Origin of the sequence: Limosilactobacillus albertensis (assembly GCF_014145555.1) — a bacterium.
Lineage (GTDB): Bacteria > Bacillota > Bacilli > Lactobacillales > Lactobacillaceae > Limosilactobacillus > Limosilactobacillus albertensis.
Window position 1 is genome coordinate 13,926 of record NZ_JACIVD010000056.1, and the last position, 19,306, is coordinate 33,231.

Annotated in this window: 17 protein-coding genes; 4 read left to right on the forward strand and 13 right to left on the reverse strand. The window is 40.9% G+C overall.

Annotated features, from left to right (window positions below; translation table 11 throughout):
• Positions 1-142: 142 nt before the first annotated feature.
• The 5 genes from purB to H5S41_RS04180 form a co-directional block, all read right to left on the reverse strand.
• On the reverse strand, positions 143-1,438 hold the full coding sequence (purB, locus tag H5S41_RS04160) for an adenylosuccinate lyase (protein ID WP_182598627.1): 1,296 nt from the start codon (positions 1,436-1,438) through the stop codon (positions 143-145).
• Positions 1,439-1,510: 72 nt separating this feature from the next.
• Complete coding sequence (gene purK / locus H5S41_RS04165) at positions 1,511-2,665, reverse strand: 5-(carboxyamino)imidazole ribonucleotide synthase (RefSeq protein WP_182602442.1); 1,155 nt, start codon at positions 2,663-2,665, stop codon at positions 1,511-1,513.
• Positions 2,628-3,113: a 5-(carboxyamino)imidazole ribonucleotide mutase gene (gene purE / locus H5S41_RS04170; protein ID WP_182602443.1), complete on the reverse strand. Its 486-nt coding sequence runs from the start codon at positions 3,111-3,113 to the stop codon at positions 2,628-2,630. The genes purK and purE overlap by 38 nt, the downstream gene beginning before the upstream one ends.
• A gap of 153 nt (positions 3,114-3,266) precedes the next feature.
• Complete coding sequence (gene thrB, locus H5S41_RS04175; RefSeq protein WP_182602444.1) at positions 3,267-4,127, reverse strand: homoserine kinase; 861 nt, start codon at positions 4,125-4,127, stop codon at positions 3,267-3,269.
• An 11-nt stretch (positions 4,128-4,138) separates the two neighbouring features.
• Entirely contained in the window at positions 4,139-5,413 is a 1,275-nt protein-coding gene (locus H5S41_RS04180) for a homoserine dehydrogenase (RefSeq protein ID WP_182602445.1), read from the reverse strand.
• 106 nt (positions 5,414-5,519) lie between these two features.
• On the opposite strand from H5S41_RS04180, the gene thrC reads away from it, so the two are divergent.
• Entirely contained in the window at positions 5,520-7,013 is a 1,494-nt protein-coding gene (thrC, locus tag H5S41_RS04185; RefSeq protein WP_182602446.1) for a threonine synthase, read from the forward strand.
• A gap of 158 nt (positions 7,014-7,171) precedes the next feature.
• On the opposite strand, the gene budA is transcribed toward thrC, so the two are convergent.
• From budA to H5S41_RS04205, 4 genes are all read right to left on the reverse strand, one after another.
• Complete coding sequence (gene budA, locus H5S41_RS04190; protein ID WP_182602468.1) at positions 7,172-7,888, reverse strand: acetolactate decarboxylase; 717 nt, start codon at positions 7,886-7,888, stop codon at positions 7,172-7,174.
• Between the two features lie 19 nt (positions 7,889-7,907).
• The gene (gene alsS / locus H5S41_RS04195; RefSeq protein WP_182602447.1) at positions 7,908-9,587 is read right to left on the reverse strand and encodes an acetolactate synthase AlsS; all 1,680 of its coding nucleotides are present in this window, start codon (positions 9,585-9,587) and stop codon (positions 7,908-7,910) included.
• Positions 9,588-9,778: 191 nt separating this feature from the next.
• Entirely contained in the window at positions 9,779-11,440 is a 1,662-nt protein-coding gene (locus tag H5S41_RS04200; RefSeq protein WP_182602448.1) for a formate--tetrahydrofolate ligase, read from the reverse strand.
• 207 nt (positions 11,441-11,647) lie between these two features.
• Entirely contained in the window at positions 11,648-12,682 is a 1,035-nt protein-coding gene (locus H5S41_RS04205; RefSeq protein WP_182602449.1) for an AI-2E family transporter, read from the reverse strand.
• A 170-nt stretch (positions 12,683-12,852) separates the two neighbouring features.
• On the opposite strand from H5S41_RS04205, the gene H5S41_RS04210 reads away from it, so the two are divergent.
• The 3 genes from H5S41_RS04210 to H5S41_RS04220 all read left to right on the forward strand — a co-directional run bounded on the left by H5S41_RS04210 (position 12,853) and on the right by H5S41_RS04220 (position 15,601).
• The gene (locus H5S41_RS04210; RefSeq protein WP_182602450.1) at positions 12,853-14,028 is read left to right on the forward strand and encodes an SAM-dependent methyltransferase; all 1,176 of its coding nucleotides are present in this window, start codon (positions 12,853-12,855) and stop codon (positions 14,026-14,028) included.
• Between the two features lie 198 nt (positions 14,029-14,226).
• A complete protein-coding gene (ribB, locus tag H5S41_RS04215; protein ID WP_182602451.1) occupies positions 14,227-14,889 on the forward strand; it encodes a 3,4-dihydroxy-2-butanone-4-phosphate synthase in 663 nt (220 codons plus the stop codon).
• Between the two features lie 43 nt (positions 14,890-14,932).
• Entirely contained in the window at positions 14,933-15,601 is a 669-nt protein-coding gene (locus tag H5S41_RS04220; protein ID WP_231833075.1) for an HAD hydrolase-like protein, read from the forward strand.
• Between the two features lie 116 nt (positions 15,602-15,717).
• Here the strand turns inward: H5S41_RS04220 and pyrE are convergent, their stop codons facing one another.
• Genes pyrE through pyrC form a run of 4 tightly spaced genes read right to left on the reverse strand, consistent with a single transcriptional unit; the run spans position 15,718 to position 19,299 of the window.
• On the reverse strand, positions 15,718-16,359 hold the full coding sequence (gene pyrE, locus H5S41_RS04225) for an orotate phosphoribosyltransferase (protein WP_182602452.1): 642 nt from the start codon (positions 16,357-16,359) through the stop codon (positions 15,718-15,720).
• A complete protein-coding gene (pyrF, locus tag H5S41_RS04230) occupies positions 16,356-17,087 on the reverse strand; it encodes an orotidine-5'-phosphate decarboxylase (protein ID WP_182602453.1) in 732 nt (243 codons plus the stop codon). The genes pyrE and pyrF overlap by 4 nt, the downstream gene beginning before the upstream one ends.
• Positions 17,084-18,010 (reverse strand): dihydroorotate dehydrogenase, encoded by a 927-nt coding sequence (locus H5S41_RS04235; RefSeq protein WP_182602454.1) that lies wholly within the window; start codon positions 18,008-18,010, stop codon positions 17,084-17,086. Before H5S41_RS04235 ends, pyrF begins: the two co-directional genes overlap by 4 nt.
• Positions 18,011-18,012: 2 nt before the next feature.
• Positions 18,013-19,299, reverse strand: coding sequence for a dihydroorotase (pyrC, locus tag H5S41_RS04240; RefSeq protein WP_182602455.1), 1,287 nt, complete (start codon positions 19,297-19,299; stop codon positions 18,013-18,015).
• Between the last annotated feature and the right edge of the window lie 7 nt (positions 19,300-19,306).

The following is a 19,306-nucleotide window of genomic DNA, read 5'->3' on the forward strand; positions in this document are numbered from 1 at the left end:
CTATCACCCTCTCACCTCTGTCAATATAAAATACGATAATTATTCATTATTTTAAATTTAAAGTTCGTGTTTTATCAAAAATTAGATAATAAAAAGACGGTGACAACCATTGAAGTTCGTCATCGCCTTTTACTCGTTATTTTTAGTTTAATCCCAACCGCTTATAAATATCATCAACATGGCGAAGATGCCAGTGATAATCAAATGCGTCATCAAGGTCTTCTTTAGTTAGCTGCTTTTGAACCGTTGGATCATCTTCTAATAACGGACGGAACGGAATTTGCTCTGCCCAGCACTTAGCCGTATATGGCTGAATCAGGTCATAAGCAGCTTCACGGGTCATTCCGCTATTAACCAGCTTTAGTAAAACCCGGCCACTGTAAATCAAGCCAAGCGTCTTGTCCATATTTTTCTTCATCGTTTCAGGGAAAACATCTAAGTTCTTTAAGATTCGGCCAAACCGCCGCAACATGTAGTCAAGCAATGAAGTAGCATCAGGTAAGATCATTCGTTCAGCACTTGAATGTGAAATATCACGTTCATGCCATAAAGAAACATCTTCGTAAGCCGGAACCATAAATCCACGGAGCATCCGCGCACAACCGGTAATGTTTTCCGAGCCAATTGGGTTACGCTTGTGGGGCATTGCTGATGACCCCTTCTGCCCTTTAGCAAAGTGTTCTTCTACCTCATGAATCTCGGTCCGTTGAAGCGATCGAATTTCTGTTGCCATTTCTTCCATGCTGGTTCCAATAAGAGCAATCGTTGCAATGTATTCCGCATGGAGATCGCGAGGAAGAACCTGTGTTGAGATTTCCTGTGGCCGTAAGCCAAGTTTCTTGCAAACATATTCTTCAACAAACGGATCGATTTCCGCAAAAGTCCCAACAGCACCAGAAATCTTACCAGCCTCAACACCTTTAGCAGCGTGTTCAAACCGTTCTTTATTACGTTTCATTTCTGAATACCAGCGAGCAGCCTTCAAACCAAATGTTGTTGGTTCAGCATGAACACCATGCGTCCGTCCCATGCAAACGGTATACTTATATTTTTCGGCTAATTCCTTTAATACATCCATAAAGTTATCAATATCTTGACGTAAGATATCGTTCGCCTTTTTTAAACGCAATCCTTGCGCGGTATCAACAACGTCTGTACTAGTCATTCCATAATGAACCCACTTGCGTTCAGGTCCCAATGATTTTGAAACATCACGGGTAAAAGCAATCACATCATGATGCGTCACAGCCTCAATCTCAGCAATTCCTTCAACAGAGAACTTAGCATTTTTCTTAATTTTCTCAACGTCCTCTGCTGGAATGTGCCCCAACTTGCTCCATGCTTCATCAGCGGCAATTTCCACATCAAGCCAGCACTGGTATTGCGTCTCTAAACTCCAAATCTTCTTCATCTCTGGACTAGTATAACGATCAATCATCTGTTAAAAATCCTCTCTATCTTTTTCTAAACGTATTATCGCATAGGAAATATAGGTACGTAAAGCCGAACTTTAGTCATTCCATATTCCGGTATTATCAATTTCTTCTAAGGTTGCTGCAATGTTTTTAGTTAAGACCGTAACATGCCCCATTTTACGATTGTGCCGTACTTCTGCCTTACCATAATCATGGAAATGCCAGTTTGGCTTGTTCCTAATTTCAGCACGCACTTTCTGCACATGCTGGCCTAAGACATTAACCATTATTACTGGTTCTAATAGTTCAATCTTTGGCAGCGGCCAGTTACAAACGGCACGATTGTGAATTGCAAACTGGGAAAAGTTGCAGGCTTCAATCGAATAATGCCCTGAATTATGCGGTCGTGGTGCTAATTCATTAATATAAATTTCCCCATTAGCAGTTACGAACATTTCAACGCCTAAAATCCCACGAAGATCTATCGCTTCGGCAATCTTAACCGCCATTTGTTGTGCTTCTTCTTGGAGACGCGGCGGAATTCTAGCAGGGACAATACTCAAATGAAGGATTTCATTATGATGAATATTTTCTGAAACAGGAAAAACAGTAATCTCCCCATTTTCATTTCGCCCTACCATTACAGAACATTCTAATTCAAAGGGAACCCACCCTTCTAATATGCAATCACCACTAGCAAGAATATCAGCACACTTCATTAAATCCGTATCATGATAAAGAACCTCTTGCCCATGTCCATCATAACCGCCCTCACTAGTCTTTAAGACCGCCGGATAACCTATCTTTTTAATCGCCGTCTGCAATCCATCAGTATCGTGAACAGGTAAAAAGGGGGCTGTTTTTAATTTTGCTTTGCGTAAGAAGTTTTTCTCGCGTAAACGATTTTTAGTGATATAAAGTAAATGCGTGCCTTGCGGAACATAAACCCGATTGGCAACATCTTCAATCGCTTTTAAATCAACATTTTCAAATTCATATGTTAGGACATCCGCCTTATTAGCTAATTCTTCAATTGCCTTAACGTCAGAATACGGGGCGATAATTTGCTCATCAGCCACCTGTGCAGCAGGACATTGCGGAGTCGGGTCAAGGATAACAACCTTCATTCCGGTTTGCTTGGCATCCAATGCCATCATTTGTCCTAATTGACCGCCACCGATAATACCAATAGTCGCGCCTTGCGGAATAAACTTATTCAAGATCTTTCCCACTTTCTTTTGCTTGGTCATGCATAACTTGTCGATACTCAATGATTTTTTGCTGGATTCTTTTATCTGTAATTCCTAATATTTGAAGTGCTAATAACGCTGCGTTTTTTGCTCCGGCTTTACCAATAGCAGTAGTTGCCACTGGAATTCCGGCTGGCATTTGGACAATTGATAAGAGTGAATCCATTCCGCCAAGAGCCTTCGTCTGCCCTGGAATCCCGATTACCGGCAAGGGAGTATTTGCGGCAACCATCCCTGGCAAATGAGCTGCTCCTCCCGCACAGGCAATAATCACTTTAATCCCATTATCAACAGCATTCTGCGCAAAAGCGAACATTTCGTTTGGCATTCGGTGTGCTGAAATCACCTTTTTTTCGTAGGTTACGCCAAATTGATCCAAGATTGCGCATGTCTCTTTAACTGTTGGCCAGTCTGATTTACTGCCCATTACTACACTAATATCACTCATATCTCTGCCTCCTCAAATCTGCTTTAAGGATAGCAAAGACTTTTTTATAATTCAATACAAAAGTCGAACTTAATTAATATTTAAATTAAAATAGTTCGTTAAAATTCACAAAAAGAAAAAAAGGCCGAATCCATTTCCAGCCTCTTTCCTAAATTATATTAGTTTAACTCCTTCAACATCTGGGTGTAAGCGGACTACTTTTCCCTTTAGCCCCGCAGCATGTACTGCCTGTTCAAATAATCCGTAATCGTCATTATCGATAACTGTCATTACTGTTGGTCCAGCGCCGCTTAAATACGTTGCTAGTGCTCCGTGTTTTTTCCCTAATTCACGAATTTGATCTAATTCTGGAACCAGCTCTTTGCGATATGGTTCATGAAAGCGATCTGCCTCCATTAATTTAAACGCTACATCATAGTTTTTAGCAAACAAACTAGCAACAAAGGTATTAGCAACCGCGCTCGCATGAACAGCTTGGGAATATTCTAGTTGATATGGCAAGGCAGCTCGCGCATCAGCTGTTTTTAGATTATAAGGCGGGATATATGCAGCAAAAGCATAGGGGAATAAGGGCGCTTCAATCGCAGAAAAATGCCCCTTAATATGCGTCCCTACTACTAATCCCCCTAGAATAGCCGGTGCGACATTATCAGGATGACCTTCAATCTGACTGGCAATCTCAACTTTTTCTTCCTTACTAAGGTTCAGGTCCTTAAGCTGATTTGCTAATTCGATTCCGGCGACAATTGCACTTGAACTGCTTCCTAATCCATGTGCTACCGGAATTTCACTCACTACCCGCAGGTGCTGTGGCGGTAAATCCGGTGCGACACTTAATGCCGTTGTTACAATCATATTTGTCTCATCATGAGGAAGCTTACCAAGTTGGTGATCAACCTGCCAGTTATCGCTTGGGCCAAGGACTTCTAATTTTAAATACAAAGAAACTGCAATCCCAATCGAGTCAAATCCCGGACCAAGATTAGCACTGGAAGCAGGTGCTTGAATAATCATTATACTTCCTCCTATCCCATCACTTTATAAGCCGCCGACAAGTTAATTGACTGATCATTATCCACTTTAGTTAGCAATGTCTGTAATTGTTCTTTGCTCATCCGGTGAGTAATGATTGCAATGTGCGCAATTTTGCCATCTTTTGTTTGGGTTATTTCCCGAAAACTAGCATTAACATCCGTCATCATCTGTGTTAGCTTCAACATTTGCCCGGGAACGTCCGGTAAGGTTAACGATAAATAGTATGGGTATTTTATATCAGCAAGTTTTGCCGGAATATAAGGTTGTTGGTAATTATTAAAGAGATTCCCATTAGTTACCAGGATAATGTTTTTCGTTACCGTCGTTATATCGCTTAACACACTGTTGGCAGTTGGCAAGCCCCCTGCACCGCGGCCATAAAAGAGCGTATCACCGACCGCTTGGGCTGTAACCATTACTGCATTAAATTCATTATTGATTGTTGCTAAAGGATGATCGCGAGGGATTAATACTGGACCAACTTCGACAAACACTCCATTATTAACCAGCTTGGCAATTCCTAGTAATTTAATTACGTATCCAAATGCCGCTGCTTGTTGAACATCAGCGTCATTTAACCGGTCAATTCCTTCCACCGCAATATCCTTAATATCTAGTTGGGTTCCAAATGCAAATTGGCTTAATATAATCATCTTGTAAGCTGCATCCTTACCCGTTACGTCATTGGTTGGATCGCTTTCCGCAAATCCCAGCTGTTGTGCTTGGGTAAGTGCTTGGTGGTATGACCATCCCCGCTGGCTCATTTGCGTTAAGATGTAATTCGTTGTTCCGTTTACAATCCCTTTTACTTCAGTAACCTTATCTGCTGTAAAGCTATTAGCAATCGTTCGCAAAATAGGAATCCCACCAGCCACACTCGCTTCAAACATTAAATCACAGTGGTTTTCATGCGCGACAGCCATCAATTCTGGGCCATAAGACGCAATCAAATCCTTGTTCGCCGTAACCACGTTCTTATGATTTTTTAATAAGGTTGTAATATATTCTTTAGCCGGATGAATACCCCCCATAAGTTCAACTACAATTTTTATTTCATCATCATTCAAGATTTCATCAAAATCAGTTGTTAAAGAAGTTTCATCAGCATACTTAGTATAGTTATCAAGGTTTCGAACTAAAGCTGTTTTAACTGTTAACTTGCACCCAGTAACATCGAGAATTTTATCCGCATTTTGTTGAACCATCTGTAAGACTCCTGACCCGACCGTACCCAGACCGAGCAGTCCCAGTTTAATGTTTTTCATTTTCCCGCCTCAGTTTCTCATTGTTTTTTCATTTCCAGCATTGTACCATAGCATATAAGAAACATACAATTAAAATAAAATCACCTTTGAAATTGGAGGAACTATCATGGACTACCGTAGCACTCAGGGAGACTTATCAACGATTTTAAAATCACCAACTGCTATCTTACAAGGACTTGCTCCAGACGGCGGTCTTTATGTACCGCTTCATTTTCCTCAACCAACTTATAACCTTGCAACCTTAATTTCGTTGCCGTACCAACAACTTGCTGCAACTATTCTTAACTGGTTTTTTGATGAATTTACGGGTGACCAACTACTAAAAAGTGCAAATACCGCTTATGGTAGTCAGTGGGATAGCCGCTTAATCGCCCCATTAACACCCAAACATGCCGGCAATTATTACCTTGAGCTTTTTCACGGGCCAACACTGGCATTTAAGGATATCGCCTTACAAATGTTACCCCAATTAATGACACGTGCTGCACAAAACACCCAATTAGAAAAGCAAATCGTTATCCTTACCGCAACTTCTGGTGATACTGGAACGGCCTCAATGCGGGGCTTTAGCAATCAAAAAGACACCCAGGTAATCGTCTTCTACCCTGCTGGCGGGGTTAGTCCGGTTCAATTACGCCAAATGCTGGGACAGCCTGGAGCAAACCTCCACGCAATCGCAATTAAGGGTAATTTTGATGATGCCCAGACAAGTGTTAAACATATTTTCAACGATCAAGCATTTAATGACCGTCTTGCACAAAATAATAACTGCTTTTCCTCAGCTAATTCAATGAATATCGGGCGGCTTGTCCCCCAAATTGTGTACTATTTTGCTGCATACGGACAGCTTGTTTATGCAGGCGGGATCCAACTAGGGGAGAAAGTTAATTTCACCGTGCCGACTGGTAATTTTGGCGATATTCTCGCTGGTTACTACGCTAAAAAATTAGGCTTACCAATTAACAAGCTCCTGTGTGCTTCTAATGAAAACAATGTATTGACCGACTTTTTCAAGAGCGGAAAATATGATCGGCGCCGCAACTTTTACCTAACTAACTCACCAGCAATGGATATTTTAGTATCAAGTAATCTTGAGCGGCTCCTCTTTGATCTTTATGATGAAAACTGCGTAACAGTTGCTGAATTAATGAAGCAATTAGCTACTGACGGTCACTATCAAGTAGATTCCACCGTATTAAATAAGCTTCAGGAGCAATTTGTGGCTGGTTTTGCAACCCCCGATGAAGTTGAAGCCGAAATTAAACGAGTATATTTAAATGATGGATATGTTATTGACCCGCATACCGCAGTGGCATCACATGTAACACATCAATATCAGCAACAAAGCCATGACACAACTCCCACGGTTATCGTGTCAACTGCCAGTCCGTATAAATTCCCTGAAACCGTCTACCATGCACTAACCACTCAAAAAGTTAGTCAAAGCGGCCTCCCTGCGCTTCAACAGTTACATGGCCTTCTGGGCGATCAACTTAGCGCTGGTGTCCAAGCATTAGTAGATCAAACGCCACGCCAAGAAAAAGTTATTAACCCAGCAGATATGGAAACCTTGATAAGTAAAATTTTAAACTTAAAATAAGCTACTCTTGACGTTAACGAAAAACAGGTGTCACGATTCAGTAAATTTGAATTATGACACCTGTCTTTTATATTTATAAAAAATAGACTACTAAAACAAGGAAAATTCTAGTAGTCCAATTTATGAGTTCTCTACTGTACTATTTATACGCCGTCATGTTAATCAGCATTTCCTTCTGATTTAGCAATTCCATCTCGTAAAGTACTCATATCAACAGTACTTTCACGAAATTCCTTATTATCAACCGGCAAATGCTGTTCCAAATTATCAAAGACTTCAAAACTCCCTGTCAATTCGGAAGCATCAAATGCCAGAAGGTGACCAGCAAATTGACGATCATCACTGATAAAGTGAAGGTGCCATCCCGCTGCCGTTATCGTTCCAAAGATTTCTGGCGCATAGTAGCCGATGATTGTCCCTGCGATATTATCGGCCGTAAATTCAGGCTGGTGTTGAGCCACATCAAGCAACGTGGGATATGGCTTTTCCTGTTTAGGAGCAATCCGAATTTTAACATGTTCAAAATTTCCATTTAACTTTAGAAAGGCAAAAACGTTATTAAGTTTGTGGGCTTTTACAAAATCATTATTAAGTTTTGCAAAATTTACATCTGTTAACGTGATTCCTTTTTGTTCAGCTGGAAAATGGACTGACGCAAATGGCATTGTTGCATTCATATCAGTAATATGATTTACTTTTCCACTTGCGACAGCTTGGTAAACCTCATTGTCTAAAATAAGAACTTCACCATCTAGCCCTGTAAATGTACCAATTCCCATTGACCCGTGTTTTAATAAATCACGAACAGTAATTGTTCCGTCAAAATTGCCAGCCATTAAGGCAGCCAACGTTCCGTGTTCATATAAAGTTGTGATAATATCAGTCCTTTCTATATTAGCCAAGTTGTGAATCAATTAAGTTAGCAGCTAATTCTTTATTGTTAGTGTAGTCAACCGGAACATCCACTACAACCGGACCATCAGTATCAAATGCTTGGTTCAATACCTTGGTAAGGTCAGCAGGCTTATTAACCCGTAATCCGGTTGCACCAAAACTTTCCGCATATTTAACGATATCAACATCGCCGAATTTAACACCTGCTGCTTCTGGATACTTCATTTCCTCTTGAAATTTAACCATGTCATAATGACCGCCATCATTCCAGACAATCGTAACAACATTTAGGTGGTGTTGAACTGCCGTTGCTAATTCAGCGCCGGAGAAAAGGAATCCGCCATCACCGCAAACAGCAACCGCCTTATGTTCCGGATAAAGCATTGCCGCAACCATCGCCCATGGTAAGCCAACACCTAGCGTCTGCATTCCGTTGCTAATCAATAGGTGACGCGGCTGGTAACAACGGAAGTGCCGAGCCATCCAAATATAATGCGAACCTACGTCTAAAGCAACATGCATATCATCAGTCACGTTTTCTTGAATTGCCTGGACAACCGCCAATGGGTGACTTGCGCCATTACTTGTTGGTGCCTGAAGTTTCTTATCTTGATCAAGTTCTTTTTTGTACTTAGTCAATTGATCAGTAGCAGCCTTAGGATACTGGTAGCCCTTCAATAGCTTATCAAGTTCCGTTAGACTAGTGGCGATATTACCAACTAATTGCATAATCGGCGTAAAGTGGTTATCTATTTGCGCTGGTAATGTATCAAGGTTAACAATCCGCAGATTACCTTCTTTATTCCAATTCCGCGGTTCATATTCGATTGGGTCATATCCAACAGTAATTACTAAATCACTTTGTTGGAGTAATTGATCGCCAACTTGGTTACGGAATAAACCAATTCGCCCGAAATATGACTGTTTTTCCAAGTCCCGTGATACAACTCCGGCCGCTTGATAAGTTTCAACCACTGGCAAAGAATAATCACTTAGCAGTTGACGTAAAGCAATTGTAATCTCTTCATCTGCTCCCCGCTGACCAACTAGGATCACTGGCATTTTACTATTTTTAATTAATTCCACTAATTTTTGTAAGTCATTTGGATCTGCTGGACCCATTTTGGGTGTTTCATAAATTGGCAATGGCTTTTCAGTCACTTCGGCGTCGTCAACATCTTGAGGAAGACTAACAAACGCTGCTCCCTTCCGTGCATCTTGACTCGCTTCAAATGCATTTGCCATAATTTCAGAAATATTGTTAGGATCTTGAATTTCAGCACTGTATTGGGTGATAGGTGCCATTATTTCTGTTGAAGGGGTACTTTGGTGGGTTGCCCGGTGAAGGTCTTTTCGTTGTACTTGCCCACCAATTGCTAATAGCGGATCACCTTCTGCATTTGCAGTCATAATCCCAGTTGCTAAATTACCGACACCCGGACCAGAAGTTGTGATTGCGACCCCGGTCTTACCAGTTAATCTCCCGTATGCTTGCGCCATAAAAGCAGCATTCTGTTCATGACGAGTAACAATTAATTTAGGGGCATCTTCACTATCTTTTCCATCGAGGGCCTCAAATAATCGATCAATTTTAGCGCCAGGAATTCCAAAAACCAAATCAATACCGTGTTTTCGCAAACTATCAATAACGACATCTGCACCATGAAGCTTCTTTTCCATAGCCATCCACCTCTACTTTTAAAAAGTTAAAAATAATATATTCTTACTGTAAGCCTATTTTCGGTTTTTCACAAGAAAGTCATTATGTTCACATGCCTTTATTGCCGTGTTGTCAACCTGCTTCCCTAAAAAAGTTTGTGAAAAAAGCACCGATGTAACAAATTACACAATCGGTACTTTTTAATAATTATTTAAAATAATCCGGTAATCTTGCCGTTATCATCAATTGTCATGTTTACCGCTGCGGGTTCTTTAGGTAATCCAGGCATCGTCATCATATTACCAGCTAAGGCAACGACAAAACCTGCACCAATTTTTGGAACTAGTTCGCGGATGTGGAAAATAAAGTCCGCTGGTGCTCCCAGTTGCTTTTGATCATCCGTAAATGAGTATTGTGTTTTAGCAATACATACCGGCAAATCATTCCAACCATATTTTGCGAACCGTTTCAATTGATTCTGCGCTTTTCGGCTAAAAGATACTTCTTTGGCGCCATAGATTTGCTTGGCAATCTTTTCTAATTTAGTTTGCAAGTCATCAACTTGAACATTGTAAATATGAGTGAATTCGCTTGGCTTATCGGCGAGTTCAACTACTTTATTCGCCAAATCATGCGTTCCTTTTCCACCCTTAGCCCAAGCATCAGTTAAGACGGCTTCAACATTTTGCTTTGCACAGTCATCTTTAATCATTTGGATTTCTTTATCTGTATCCGAAATAAAATGATTAATTGCCACCACAATTGGCAGTCCGTATAATTGCATGTTCTTAATATGACGGTTAAGGTTTGCCATCCCCTTCTTTAAGGCATCGAGGTTCTCATCATTTAAGTCTGCAAGCTTAGCACCGCCATTATATTCGAGCGCACGGACGGTTGCTACAATTACAATTGCATCAGGATGTTTGCCAAGGACACGCTGTTTAATATCAAGGAACTTCTCCCCACCGAGGTCAGCACCAAAGCCGGCTTCGGTCACTGTATAGTCAGAAAGGTTAAGCGCCGTCTGTGTGGCTAAGACGCTATTACAACCGTGAGCAATATTTGCAAATGGTCCACCATGAACAATCGTTGGCGTATGATCGAGGGTTTGAACAAGGTTAGGTTTTAATGCATCTTTCAGAATAATCGTAATCGCATCTTGGAAGTTGAGCTGACCAACCGTTACTGGTTCTTTATCGTACGTATAACCAACCACAATCCGACTAATCCGTTCTTTTAAATCATGAAGGCTAGTGGCAAGACATAAGATCGCCATCAATTCAGAAGCAGCCGTAATGTCAAAGCCTGTTTCACGTGGAACGCCCGCCATCGGACCACCCAGACCAGTGACAACATTCCGCAAAGCCCGATCATTAACATCTTCTACCCGTTTCCAAATAATACGCCGCGGATCAAGATTCATCGCATTGTCACGCATAATATAGTTATCGATCAAAGCAGCAAGAGTATTATTGGCACTTGTAAGAGCATGTAAGTCACCAGTAAAGTTCAGATTGATATCTTCCATCGGTACAACCTGACTATATCCGCCACCAGTTGCACCACCTTTGATCCCAAATACAGGACCCATTGATGGTTCGCGCATTGCAATTGTTGTTTGATAATTCAACTGATTCATTGCATCGCCCAGACCAATTAAAACAGTTGATTTTCCTTCACCAGCAGGGGTCGGATTAATTGATGTAACTAAAATCAATTTATGCTTTTTGTCTGGCAACGGCTTTACATTTAAATCAATTTTAGCTTTATACTTACCGTATTGTTCAATATCGTCCTCTGAAAGGCCGAGTTTTCCAGCAATTTTAGTAATTGGTTCCAGTGTCGCTTGATCTGCAATTTCAATATCTGTCATGAATATCAACTTCCCTTCTTTAGACCTATCTCAATTTTATTATACACTAACTCAAGACTTTTTCAGCCATCTGGCAAAATAAGTTCTATAATATCTAACTTTAACCAATTAAAACGTCAATATTGTTCGGATAATTTAAAATAATTTTCAGAAACTATAAAAAAACTTCAAAGATCAGTTAACGGATTGATCTTTGAAGTTTTTTCTTCACGCGCGCTTTTTTATTCGTGTAGCACCACGGATTGGTTTTACACCTAAAACATCAAGAAGGAATGTAAAAATCGGTACTCCTACAATTAAGCCCCATGTTCCAAAAAGATGTTCGCCAATCAGCAACACAATAAAGGTATAGAATATTGGCAAATCAGTTCGGCTTGACATGAATTTAGGGTTTAAAACGTATGCTTCAATCGTGTGAATAATAATAATCATAATGATAATATAAACAACATCACGGACGCCGCCAACCGAGTAGCCAACCATCGCTAATGGAATCGTTGAGATAATTACACCGGCAACCGGAACCAAACTAAAAATGAAGACAATTAGGGACAGCGCAAAGATTTGCGGCATATGCATAAACAGCAATCCGATTGTTGTGATAACGGTATTGCAAATTGCAATGAAGAACTGGGCCTCCAATACTACCCCAAAAGTATTAACAAATTTTTTGCCAAAATAGTCAATATCCTGGAAGAACCAGCCAAAATCACTGTCTAAAAAGCTATGCGAAAATTCATTCATCTGCTTTAACTCAAGTGTATAGAAAAAGCTCAAAATCAGTGACATTACAAATGAAACCGTGATCGCGCCAATGCTTGTTAGGGTACTAACCGCAATCGTTATTCCATGACGGACCTGACTCATAATTGTTGCGGTACTAACATAGTGGTTAATGTAGCGGTAAATCATCGTTGCTTGATGAGTACTGTAAAAGTGCACTACCGAATTAACCATCTTAATTACCTGACGAGATAAAACCGGTAAATAACGGGTTACGCCCAAGTATAGCAGGACAATCAACAAGACATATGTAACGATTACTGTGAGCGTTGTCGATACTCGCGGTAACCACCGTTGGACAAACCGCACCCAGCCAACAACCAGGTAAGTAAGAATAAAAGTAAATAAAATTAAGTTCATCATTGATCTTATTAGCCATAGCACAATTATGATCAATAACAAGACAGTAAAACGTCGTAGCTTCACGTTTTCGATGAAATGCTTCCAAGCATCCGTCATTCAATCATCTCCATATTTTCAATACTAATTAGCATGGTAGCAAGCTTTCATTTTTTCGGCAATTAGTTTACCGCTTTCTTATGAAATATTTTTTACAAATTGTCTTGAAACACATTTATTTTAAGGGTGTTATAATAAACATTATTACTGTAGAAAGAAGGATGCGTTTCATGCTAGAAAAGACGTTCTACAAGTCACTTTTAAAGCACTCGTTCAATATGCCTGTAAAGATTGTATTTTGGGATGGGTCAAGTGTTATTTATGGTGACGGAACTCCTGAGGTAACTATCACATTTAAGGAGAAGATTCCGATTCGTGATATTACTAAGAACGCCTCAATTGCTTTAGGGGAAGCTTACATGGATAAAAAGATTGAAATCCAGGGCAGCATTCAGGAATTAATCGAATCAGCTTATGAAAGTGCTGATAGTTTCATGCGTAGTTCTAAATTCCGCAAGTTCCTCCCGAAGCAAGGACACTCAGAAAAAGAAAGTGAAAATGATGTTCAAAGCCACTATGATGTTGGAAATGACTTCTACAAGTTATGGCTTGATGATACTTTAACTTACTCATGTGCTTACTTTACTGATGGCAACCACGATGACCTTACTAAGGCACAAGTCGACAAGGTTCATCATATTCTAAAGAAGTTAGATCCAAAGCCAGGTAAGACTTTACTTGACATTGGCTGTGGCTGGGGAACATTAATGCTAACTGCTGCTAAAGAATATGGCCTAAAAGTTACCGGGGTTACTTTAAGTGAAGAACAATATCGTTTTGTCAAGGAACGGATTGAAAAAGAAGGCTTACAAGACGTTGCCGAAGTTAAGCTAATTGACTATCGTGAACTCGGTAACCAAACTTGGGATTATATCACTTCTGTTGGAATGTTTGAACACGTTGGAAAAGAAAACCTTGGCCTTTACTTTAAGGACATTCAGGGTTACCTTGCCAATGACGGTGTTGCTTTAATCCACGGAATTACCCGTCAACAAGGTGGTGCATACAATGGGTGGATTAACAAATATATTTTCCCTGGTGGTTATGTTCCAGGTCTTGAAGAAATGATCGGGCATATTGAAGAAAATCATATGCAAATTGCTGATATTGAAATGCTTCGGCGTCATTATCAACGAACACTTGAGATTTGGGATATGAATTTCAATGAACACCGGGCACAAATCCTTGATATGATGGGTGAACGCTTCACGCGAATGTGGGATTTGTACCTCCAAGCATGTGCAGCGTCATTTGAGTCTGGAAACATCGATGTTATCCAATACTTAATTACCAAGGGGCCATCTGGTAAGAACTTACCAATGACACGGGATTACATGACCAAATAATTGAATTAATAGCATATGGGCTAGGAGAATCTTTATTTCTCTTAGTCTTTTTATTAACTTTATGGCTTTATATCGTTTTTTTAGTTCGTGTTTTATTTAAATAAAGGGTTGATTTAAATAAAATTGTTCGTTATTATAATGACACATTCGAATGTTGTTGCCCTATTGCTTTTAGAATTTCAAAGGAGTAATTCACCCATGCAAAGTAAATTTTCAACTGTCGAAGAAGCCTTAACGCAATTAGTAAATGGCGGCTACATCATCTTAGCCGATAATGAAGACCGCGAAAATGAAGGAGACCTTGTTGCCCTCGGTGATGAAATCACAGCTAATACTGTTTACGAAATGTTAAAGGAAGCTAATGGTTTAATGTGCGTACCAGTAAGTGAAAAGATTGCTGCAAAACTTGCTTTTAAACCAATGGTAGAACATAGTACCGATCCAAACCAAACTCCTTTTATGGTTACTGCCGATGGGACCTTTGAAGCAACAGGAGTTACAACCGGTGTCTCTGCCTTTGACCGTGCTGCAACTATTCGGCAAATTGCTAATCCCGATGCTCAGGCTACCGATTTCAATCATCCAGGCCATATCCAACCGCTTTATGCTCAGCCACACGGGCTCCGAGACCGGATCGGCCATACTGAAGCGGCAGTTGACCTTGCTTACTTAGCTGGCAAAGCACCAGTTGCAGTAATTATTGAAGTATTAAATAACGATGGGACAATGGCGCGTCGAGATAGCCTAGCAGCACTTGCTGACCGTGCCCATGTTCCGTTCATCACGATTAATCAAATTATTGAATACCTAGATGCTAAAGAAATTAACTATGCTGCTGACCTTGCTAAAGCTCATGCTTAAACATTGTATTCCCTTTCATTTTTGATTAGGTTAAAATATAGACATGATCACCGATGAAGGGATGTTTAATATGGACGGTGCTATTTTTTCATTTAATAATATCTTTGTTGATACGGATAAGTTGTCTTTCACTGCATGGCAGCGTTTTGCAATGTATGAGTTTGGAATGGGATTACCAGGAAAGCTAGCTCCGCAGTTTGCTAACCTAACTCCTGAACAAGGTCTGACCCTGGTATTAAAACACTTCAATGCCAATCCGGACGCAAGTGAAAAAGCAGCAATGATTACCGAATGGCAAAAGATGCTTAGTGAAGAAACTGATAACTTAAGCGAGAATGATCAATTTCCAGGAATTAAAAGGCTATTACTAAATCTATATGACCACTATGTTAAAATTGCCGTCCTGGATACCAACGGAAATGTTCAAAATATTCTCAAACAAGTCGGTCTTGATAACTATGTCGATGGTATCATTAGCTATCATGACGATGAAAACCCGTATTCGGCAGCCATTAACCAGCTAAATCTTAATGGACCCGCTTGTATTGGAATTGGCACAACAGCCAATGAGATTGCAAATATTCATGAAACAAACGCGATCGCAATCGGTATTGGCGACGCAACCCAATTAGCCAGTGCAGACTATCAGGTAGTTCAAGTTGGCGATCTCCGTTATCCAATGTTACAGAAGATATGGGAAGATAAGCATTAACCACCTATTAAATTTTATTCTAAATATAAAGATCCGAGCCATAATTTTTGACATGATAGGCTAAAACGTCCTTTCAGAAATTATAGTTCGGATTTTTAATTATATTCTTTTAATTGTTATGATTCTTGTTCTTTACTCCAGCTAAGCGGATCTTTGCGCCACTGTTGAAGCGACTTTAAATGGTCGGCACTGATTTGATTATTTTCCTTAGCGACTTTAATTAAAGTCATATAGTCAGTCACTGAATAGTATTTAAGACCGTTTGCCATAAAATTCTGTTCTGCTGCTGGCAGGTTATATGTAAAGACAGAAACAACGCCAACCACTTTACCGCCAGCATTATTAACCGCCCGAACAGCGTTTAATACACTACCACCAGTTGAAATGAGGTCGTCAATCACTACGACTTTTTGTCCTTCTTTAAGGACCCCTTCGATCTGCTTTCCTTGACCATGATCTTTCGGTTTAGTCCGAACGTAAATCATTGGTAATTCCATATTTTGGGCCACCCAGGCTGCATGGGGAATCCCCGCAGTTGCGGTTCCTGCTATTACGTCAGTATCAGGAAAATGAAGTTTAATTTGTTCAACCATTCCATTAAAGATTGCTTGGCGCACTTCCGGGTAAGAAATCGTCAACCGATTGTCAGTATATATAGGCGATTTAAGACCGCTTGCCCAGGTAAAAGGATGTTCCGGATTTAGGGTAACAGCATGAATATCTAGTAATGCTTTGGCAACGCGTTGTGAGTATGTCATTTTTCTTCCTCCTCGTTTAAGAATGCTCTTTGGACTTCCTGATAAGCAGCCACTGGATCAAAACTCTGAGTGATTGGCCGGCCAACAACAATTGCATTACTGCCAGCTATTCTCGCTTGTGCTGGTGTAACTACCCGTTTTTGATCATCTTTAATTGCATGTGCTGGTCGGATTCCCGGAGTTACACAAAGAAAATCATCGCTGGTTACTTTGCGGATGGCCTTAATTTCGTGTGCCGAACAAACAACTCCGGCAAGGCCAACTCTTTCTGCTAACTGAGCATAATTTTGGACCGATTCAATCAACGACAAGTCAACATGCTGCTGCTCATGAAGAATTTGCTCATCAATTGATGTTAGCTGGGTAATCGCCAAAAGCTTAGCTGGTGCTACTCCTGCTTCTCTTGCTCCTTCTTCTAACCCTGCTAAACCAGCAATCATCATCTCACTGCCGCCAGCCGCGTGAATCGTTGTAAAATCAATCCCCAATCTGCCAATCGCTGCCATTGCGCGGTGAACCGTATTGGGAATATCATATAATTTCAAATCAAGGAATACTTTAAATCCTCGCTTCTTTGCCTCACGAACAATTACCTGACCAAGACCGTAGTACAGTTCCATTCCAATTTTTACGATTGGTTGGGGGTCAACCATTAATTTATCAAATAAGTCGATTGCTTCCTGCTTAGTTGCTACGTCAATAGCTACCATTGGTACAAATCGTTTCAAAATCTAACCTCCCATAAATCTGTAAGTTTTTTTATCCCGTAATGATCCATTACAATTGGTAAATCGGCCGCAATTTTGGGACAGGCTAAAGGATCATGAAAACTAGCTGCACCGATTTGAACTGCATTTGCACCGGCCATCATAAACTCAAGGACATCTTCAGCAGATTCAATTCCGCCAACACCGATAATTGGTAAGGAAGATACCTGCCGCACTTGATGAATCATCCGCAATGCCAAGGGTTTAATTGCGGGTCCCGATAATCCGCCGGTTACGTTAGCGAGTACTGGCCGCCGTGTTTTGAGGTCAATACTCAGACCAGTTAATGTATTAATCATCGTAAGGCCATTTGCTCCTCCTTGCTCGGCAGCTTGGGCAAGCGGAACAATATTAGTTACATTCGGGGTCAGCTTTACATAGACTGGTATTCCTAATGCCGCTTTAACTACCTGTTTCACTAATCGCTGAAGTACTTCTGGATCGGTTCCCATCGCCATCCCGCCATGTTTTACATTGGGGCACGATACGTTTAATTCAATCGCTTTAACACCCGCCGTATTAGCAAATCCATTGACAACGCGAACGTACTCGTCTTCAGAAAAACCAGCAGCACTGGCAATAATTGGTAATTGTGGAAAGTGTTTTCGTAACCACGGAATTTTTTCGCTTGTTGCTGCGGTAATGCCCACATTCTGAAGACCATTTGCGTTAAGCCAACCAGCACTGGTTTCACAAACTCGTGGCCGCGGGTTACCTTGCCGAGGATGAGCGGTTGTTGACTTTAACACAATTGCGCCTAAACGATTGAGATCATATTTTTTAGCAGTCTCCTGACCATAGCCACAAGTCCCGCTTGCCGTAATAATTGGATTCTTTAGTGAAAGGCCCGGTAGTTCAACTGCCAAACGCTGTGTTGCTTCCATTTTTAATCCTCCGTATATACGAGTTTACCGTCGACAAAAGTTTTCTTCGTCATTCCATATATCTGGTCACCCACAAAAGGAGTATTATGCCCTTTCGAGAAAAATTGTTCTGGACGAATTATGTCTTGGTGATCAATATCAAATACGGCAATGTCTGCTGGATCGCCTACTTTTAGCAACCCCGCATTCTCAAGGTTAAAAACTGTCTGTGGCTTAGCAGTCAGCCAATCGATCAATTGCGTAAGGGTATAAATACCAGTTTTAACAAAATGGGTATAAAGTAACGCAAAGGCTGTTTCAGACCCGACAATTCCATTTGGTGAATTTAAGAACCCCTGCTGCTTTTCTGCATCGGTATGGGGCGCATGATCAGTAGCAATACAATCAATCGTGCCATCTAGCAGACCAACTAAGCAGGCTTGCTGGTCAATCCGCCGGCGCAGAGGAGGATTCATTTTGAATTCAGCGTCATCCTCTTTAATATCCGCATCTGCGAGAAGGAGGTGATGGGGCGTAACTTCACAGGTAACATTAATTCCTTGTTGTTTTGCATAACGAATAAGGTCAATACTTTCTTTTGTCGAAACATGGCAAACATGATAATGGGCACCGGTCGCCTGCGCAATTACAAGGTTACGGGCAATTTGTGCGGTTTCGCTAATCGCTGGCATCCCTGGTAGTGATAATTTTTTGGCAATAGCTGCTCCATCATTAATCACCCCATTCTGTGCAAGCTGGTTATCTTGTGCATGGTCACATAGCGGCGCATTAACTTTCGCTAATTGTTGCATTGCTTGATACACGACTCCGGCATCTTGAATACCAGCGCCATCATCGCTAAAGAGACGGGCACCAGCTTGATACTGGTCAGCAACATTAACGGGTTGCTTTCCTGCACGATTAACCGTGACTGGTGAATATTGGAGGATCTTTACCAATCCGGCTTTCTCGTTGCGGTTAACCTGTTCCTTAAATTTTTCTGGTGTGTCACATGTAGGATTAAGGTTAGCCATGGCGGCAATTGTCGTAAACCCGCCGTGTGCGGCAGCCTTACTTCCCGTTGCAATTGTTTCTTTATTTGTATAACCCGGCTCACGGAGGTGGACATGAACGTCAATCAATCCTGGTGTAATCAGGTTATTGTTTAAATCTATTTTTTCCGCATCCCCAGGTTCATGAACATGTTCGCCAATCTCTATAATTTTGCCGTTTACAATCAGCACTTCACTCTTAACCAATCTATCGTTATAAACTCGGCGACCGTTAATCAATAATGTTGCCCTGCTCACCACGATC

What these genes read in the sequence shown, in the direction of transcription:
- purB (WP_182598627.1), bottom strand. Translation starts at nt 1,438, where the DNA reads ATGATTGATCGTTATACTAGTCCAGAGATGAAGAAGATTTGGAGTTTA.
- purK (WP_182602442.1), bottom strand. Translation starts at nt 2,665, where the DNA reads ATGACCAAGCAAAAGAAAGTGGGAAAGATCTTGAATAAGTTTATTCCG.
- purE (WP_182602443.1), bottom strand. Translation starts at nt 3,113, where the DNA reads ATGAGTGATATTAGTGTAGTAATGGGCAGTAAATCAGACTGGCCAACA.
- thrB (WP_182602444.1), bottom strand. Translation starts at nt 4,127, where the DNA reads ATGATTATTCAAGCACCTGCTTCCAGTGCTAATCTTGGTCCGGGATTT.
- H5S41_RS04180 (WP_182602445.1), bottom strand. Translation starts at nt 5,413, where the DNA reads ATGAAAAACATTAAACTGGGACTGCTCGGTCTGGGTACGGTCGGGTCA.
- thrC (WP_182602446.1), top strand. Translation starts at nt 5,520, where the DNA reads ATGGACTACCGTAGCACTCAGGGAGACTTATCAACGATTTTAAAATCA.
- alsS (WP_182602447.1), bottom strand. Translation starts at nt 9,587, where the DNA reads ATGGAAAAGAAGCTTCATGGTGCAGATGTCGTTATTGATAGTTTGCGA.
- H5S41_RS04200 (WP_182602448.1), bottom strand. Translation starts at nt 11,440, where the DNA reads ATGACAGATATTGAAATTGCAGATCAAGCGACACTGGAACCAATTACT.
- H5S41_RS04205 (WP_182602449.1), bottom strand. Translation starts at nt 12,682, where the DNA reads ATGACGGATGCTTGGAAGCATTTCATCGAAAACGTGAAGCTACGACGT.
- H5S41_RS04210 (WP_182602450.1), top strand. Translation starts at nt 12,853, where the DNA reads ATGCTAGAAAAGACGTTCTACAAGTCACTTTTAAAGCACTCGTTCAAT.
- ribB (WP_182602451.1), top strand. Translation starts at nt 14,227, where the DNA reads ATGCAAAGTAAATTTTCAACTGTCGAAGAAGCCTTAACGCAATTAGTA.
- H5S41_RS04220 (WP_231833075.1), top strand. Translation starts at nt 14,933, where the DNA reads ATGATCACCGATGAAGGGATGTTTAATATGGACGGTGCTATTTTTTCA.
- pyrE (WP_182602452.1), bottom strand. Translation starts at nt 16,359, where the DNA reads ATGACATACTCACAACGCGTTGCCAAAGCATTACTAGATATTCATGCT.
- H5S41_RS04235 (WP_182602454.1), bottom strand. Translation starts at nt 18,010, where the DNA reads ATGGAAGCAACACAGCGTTTGGCAGTTGAACTACCGGGCCTTTCACTA.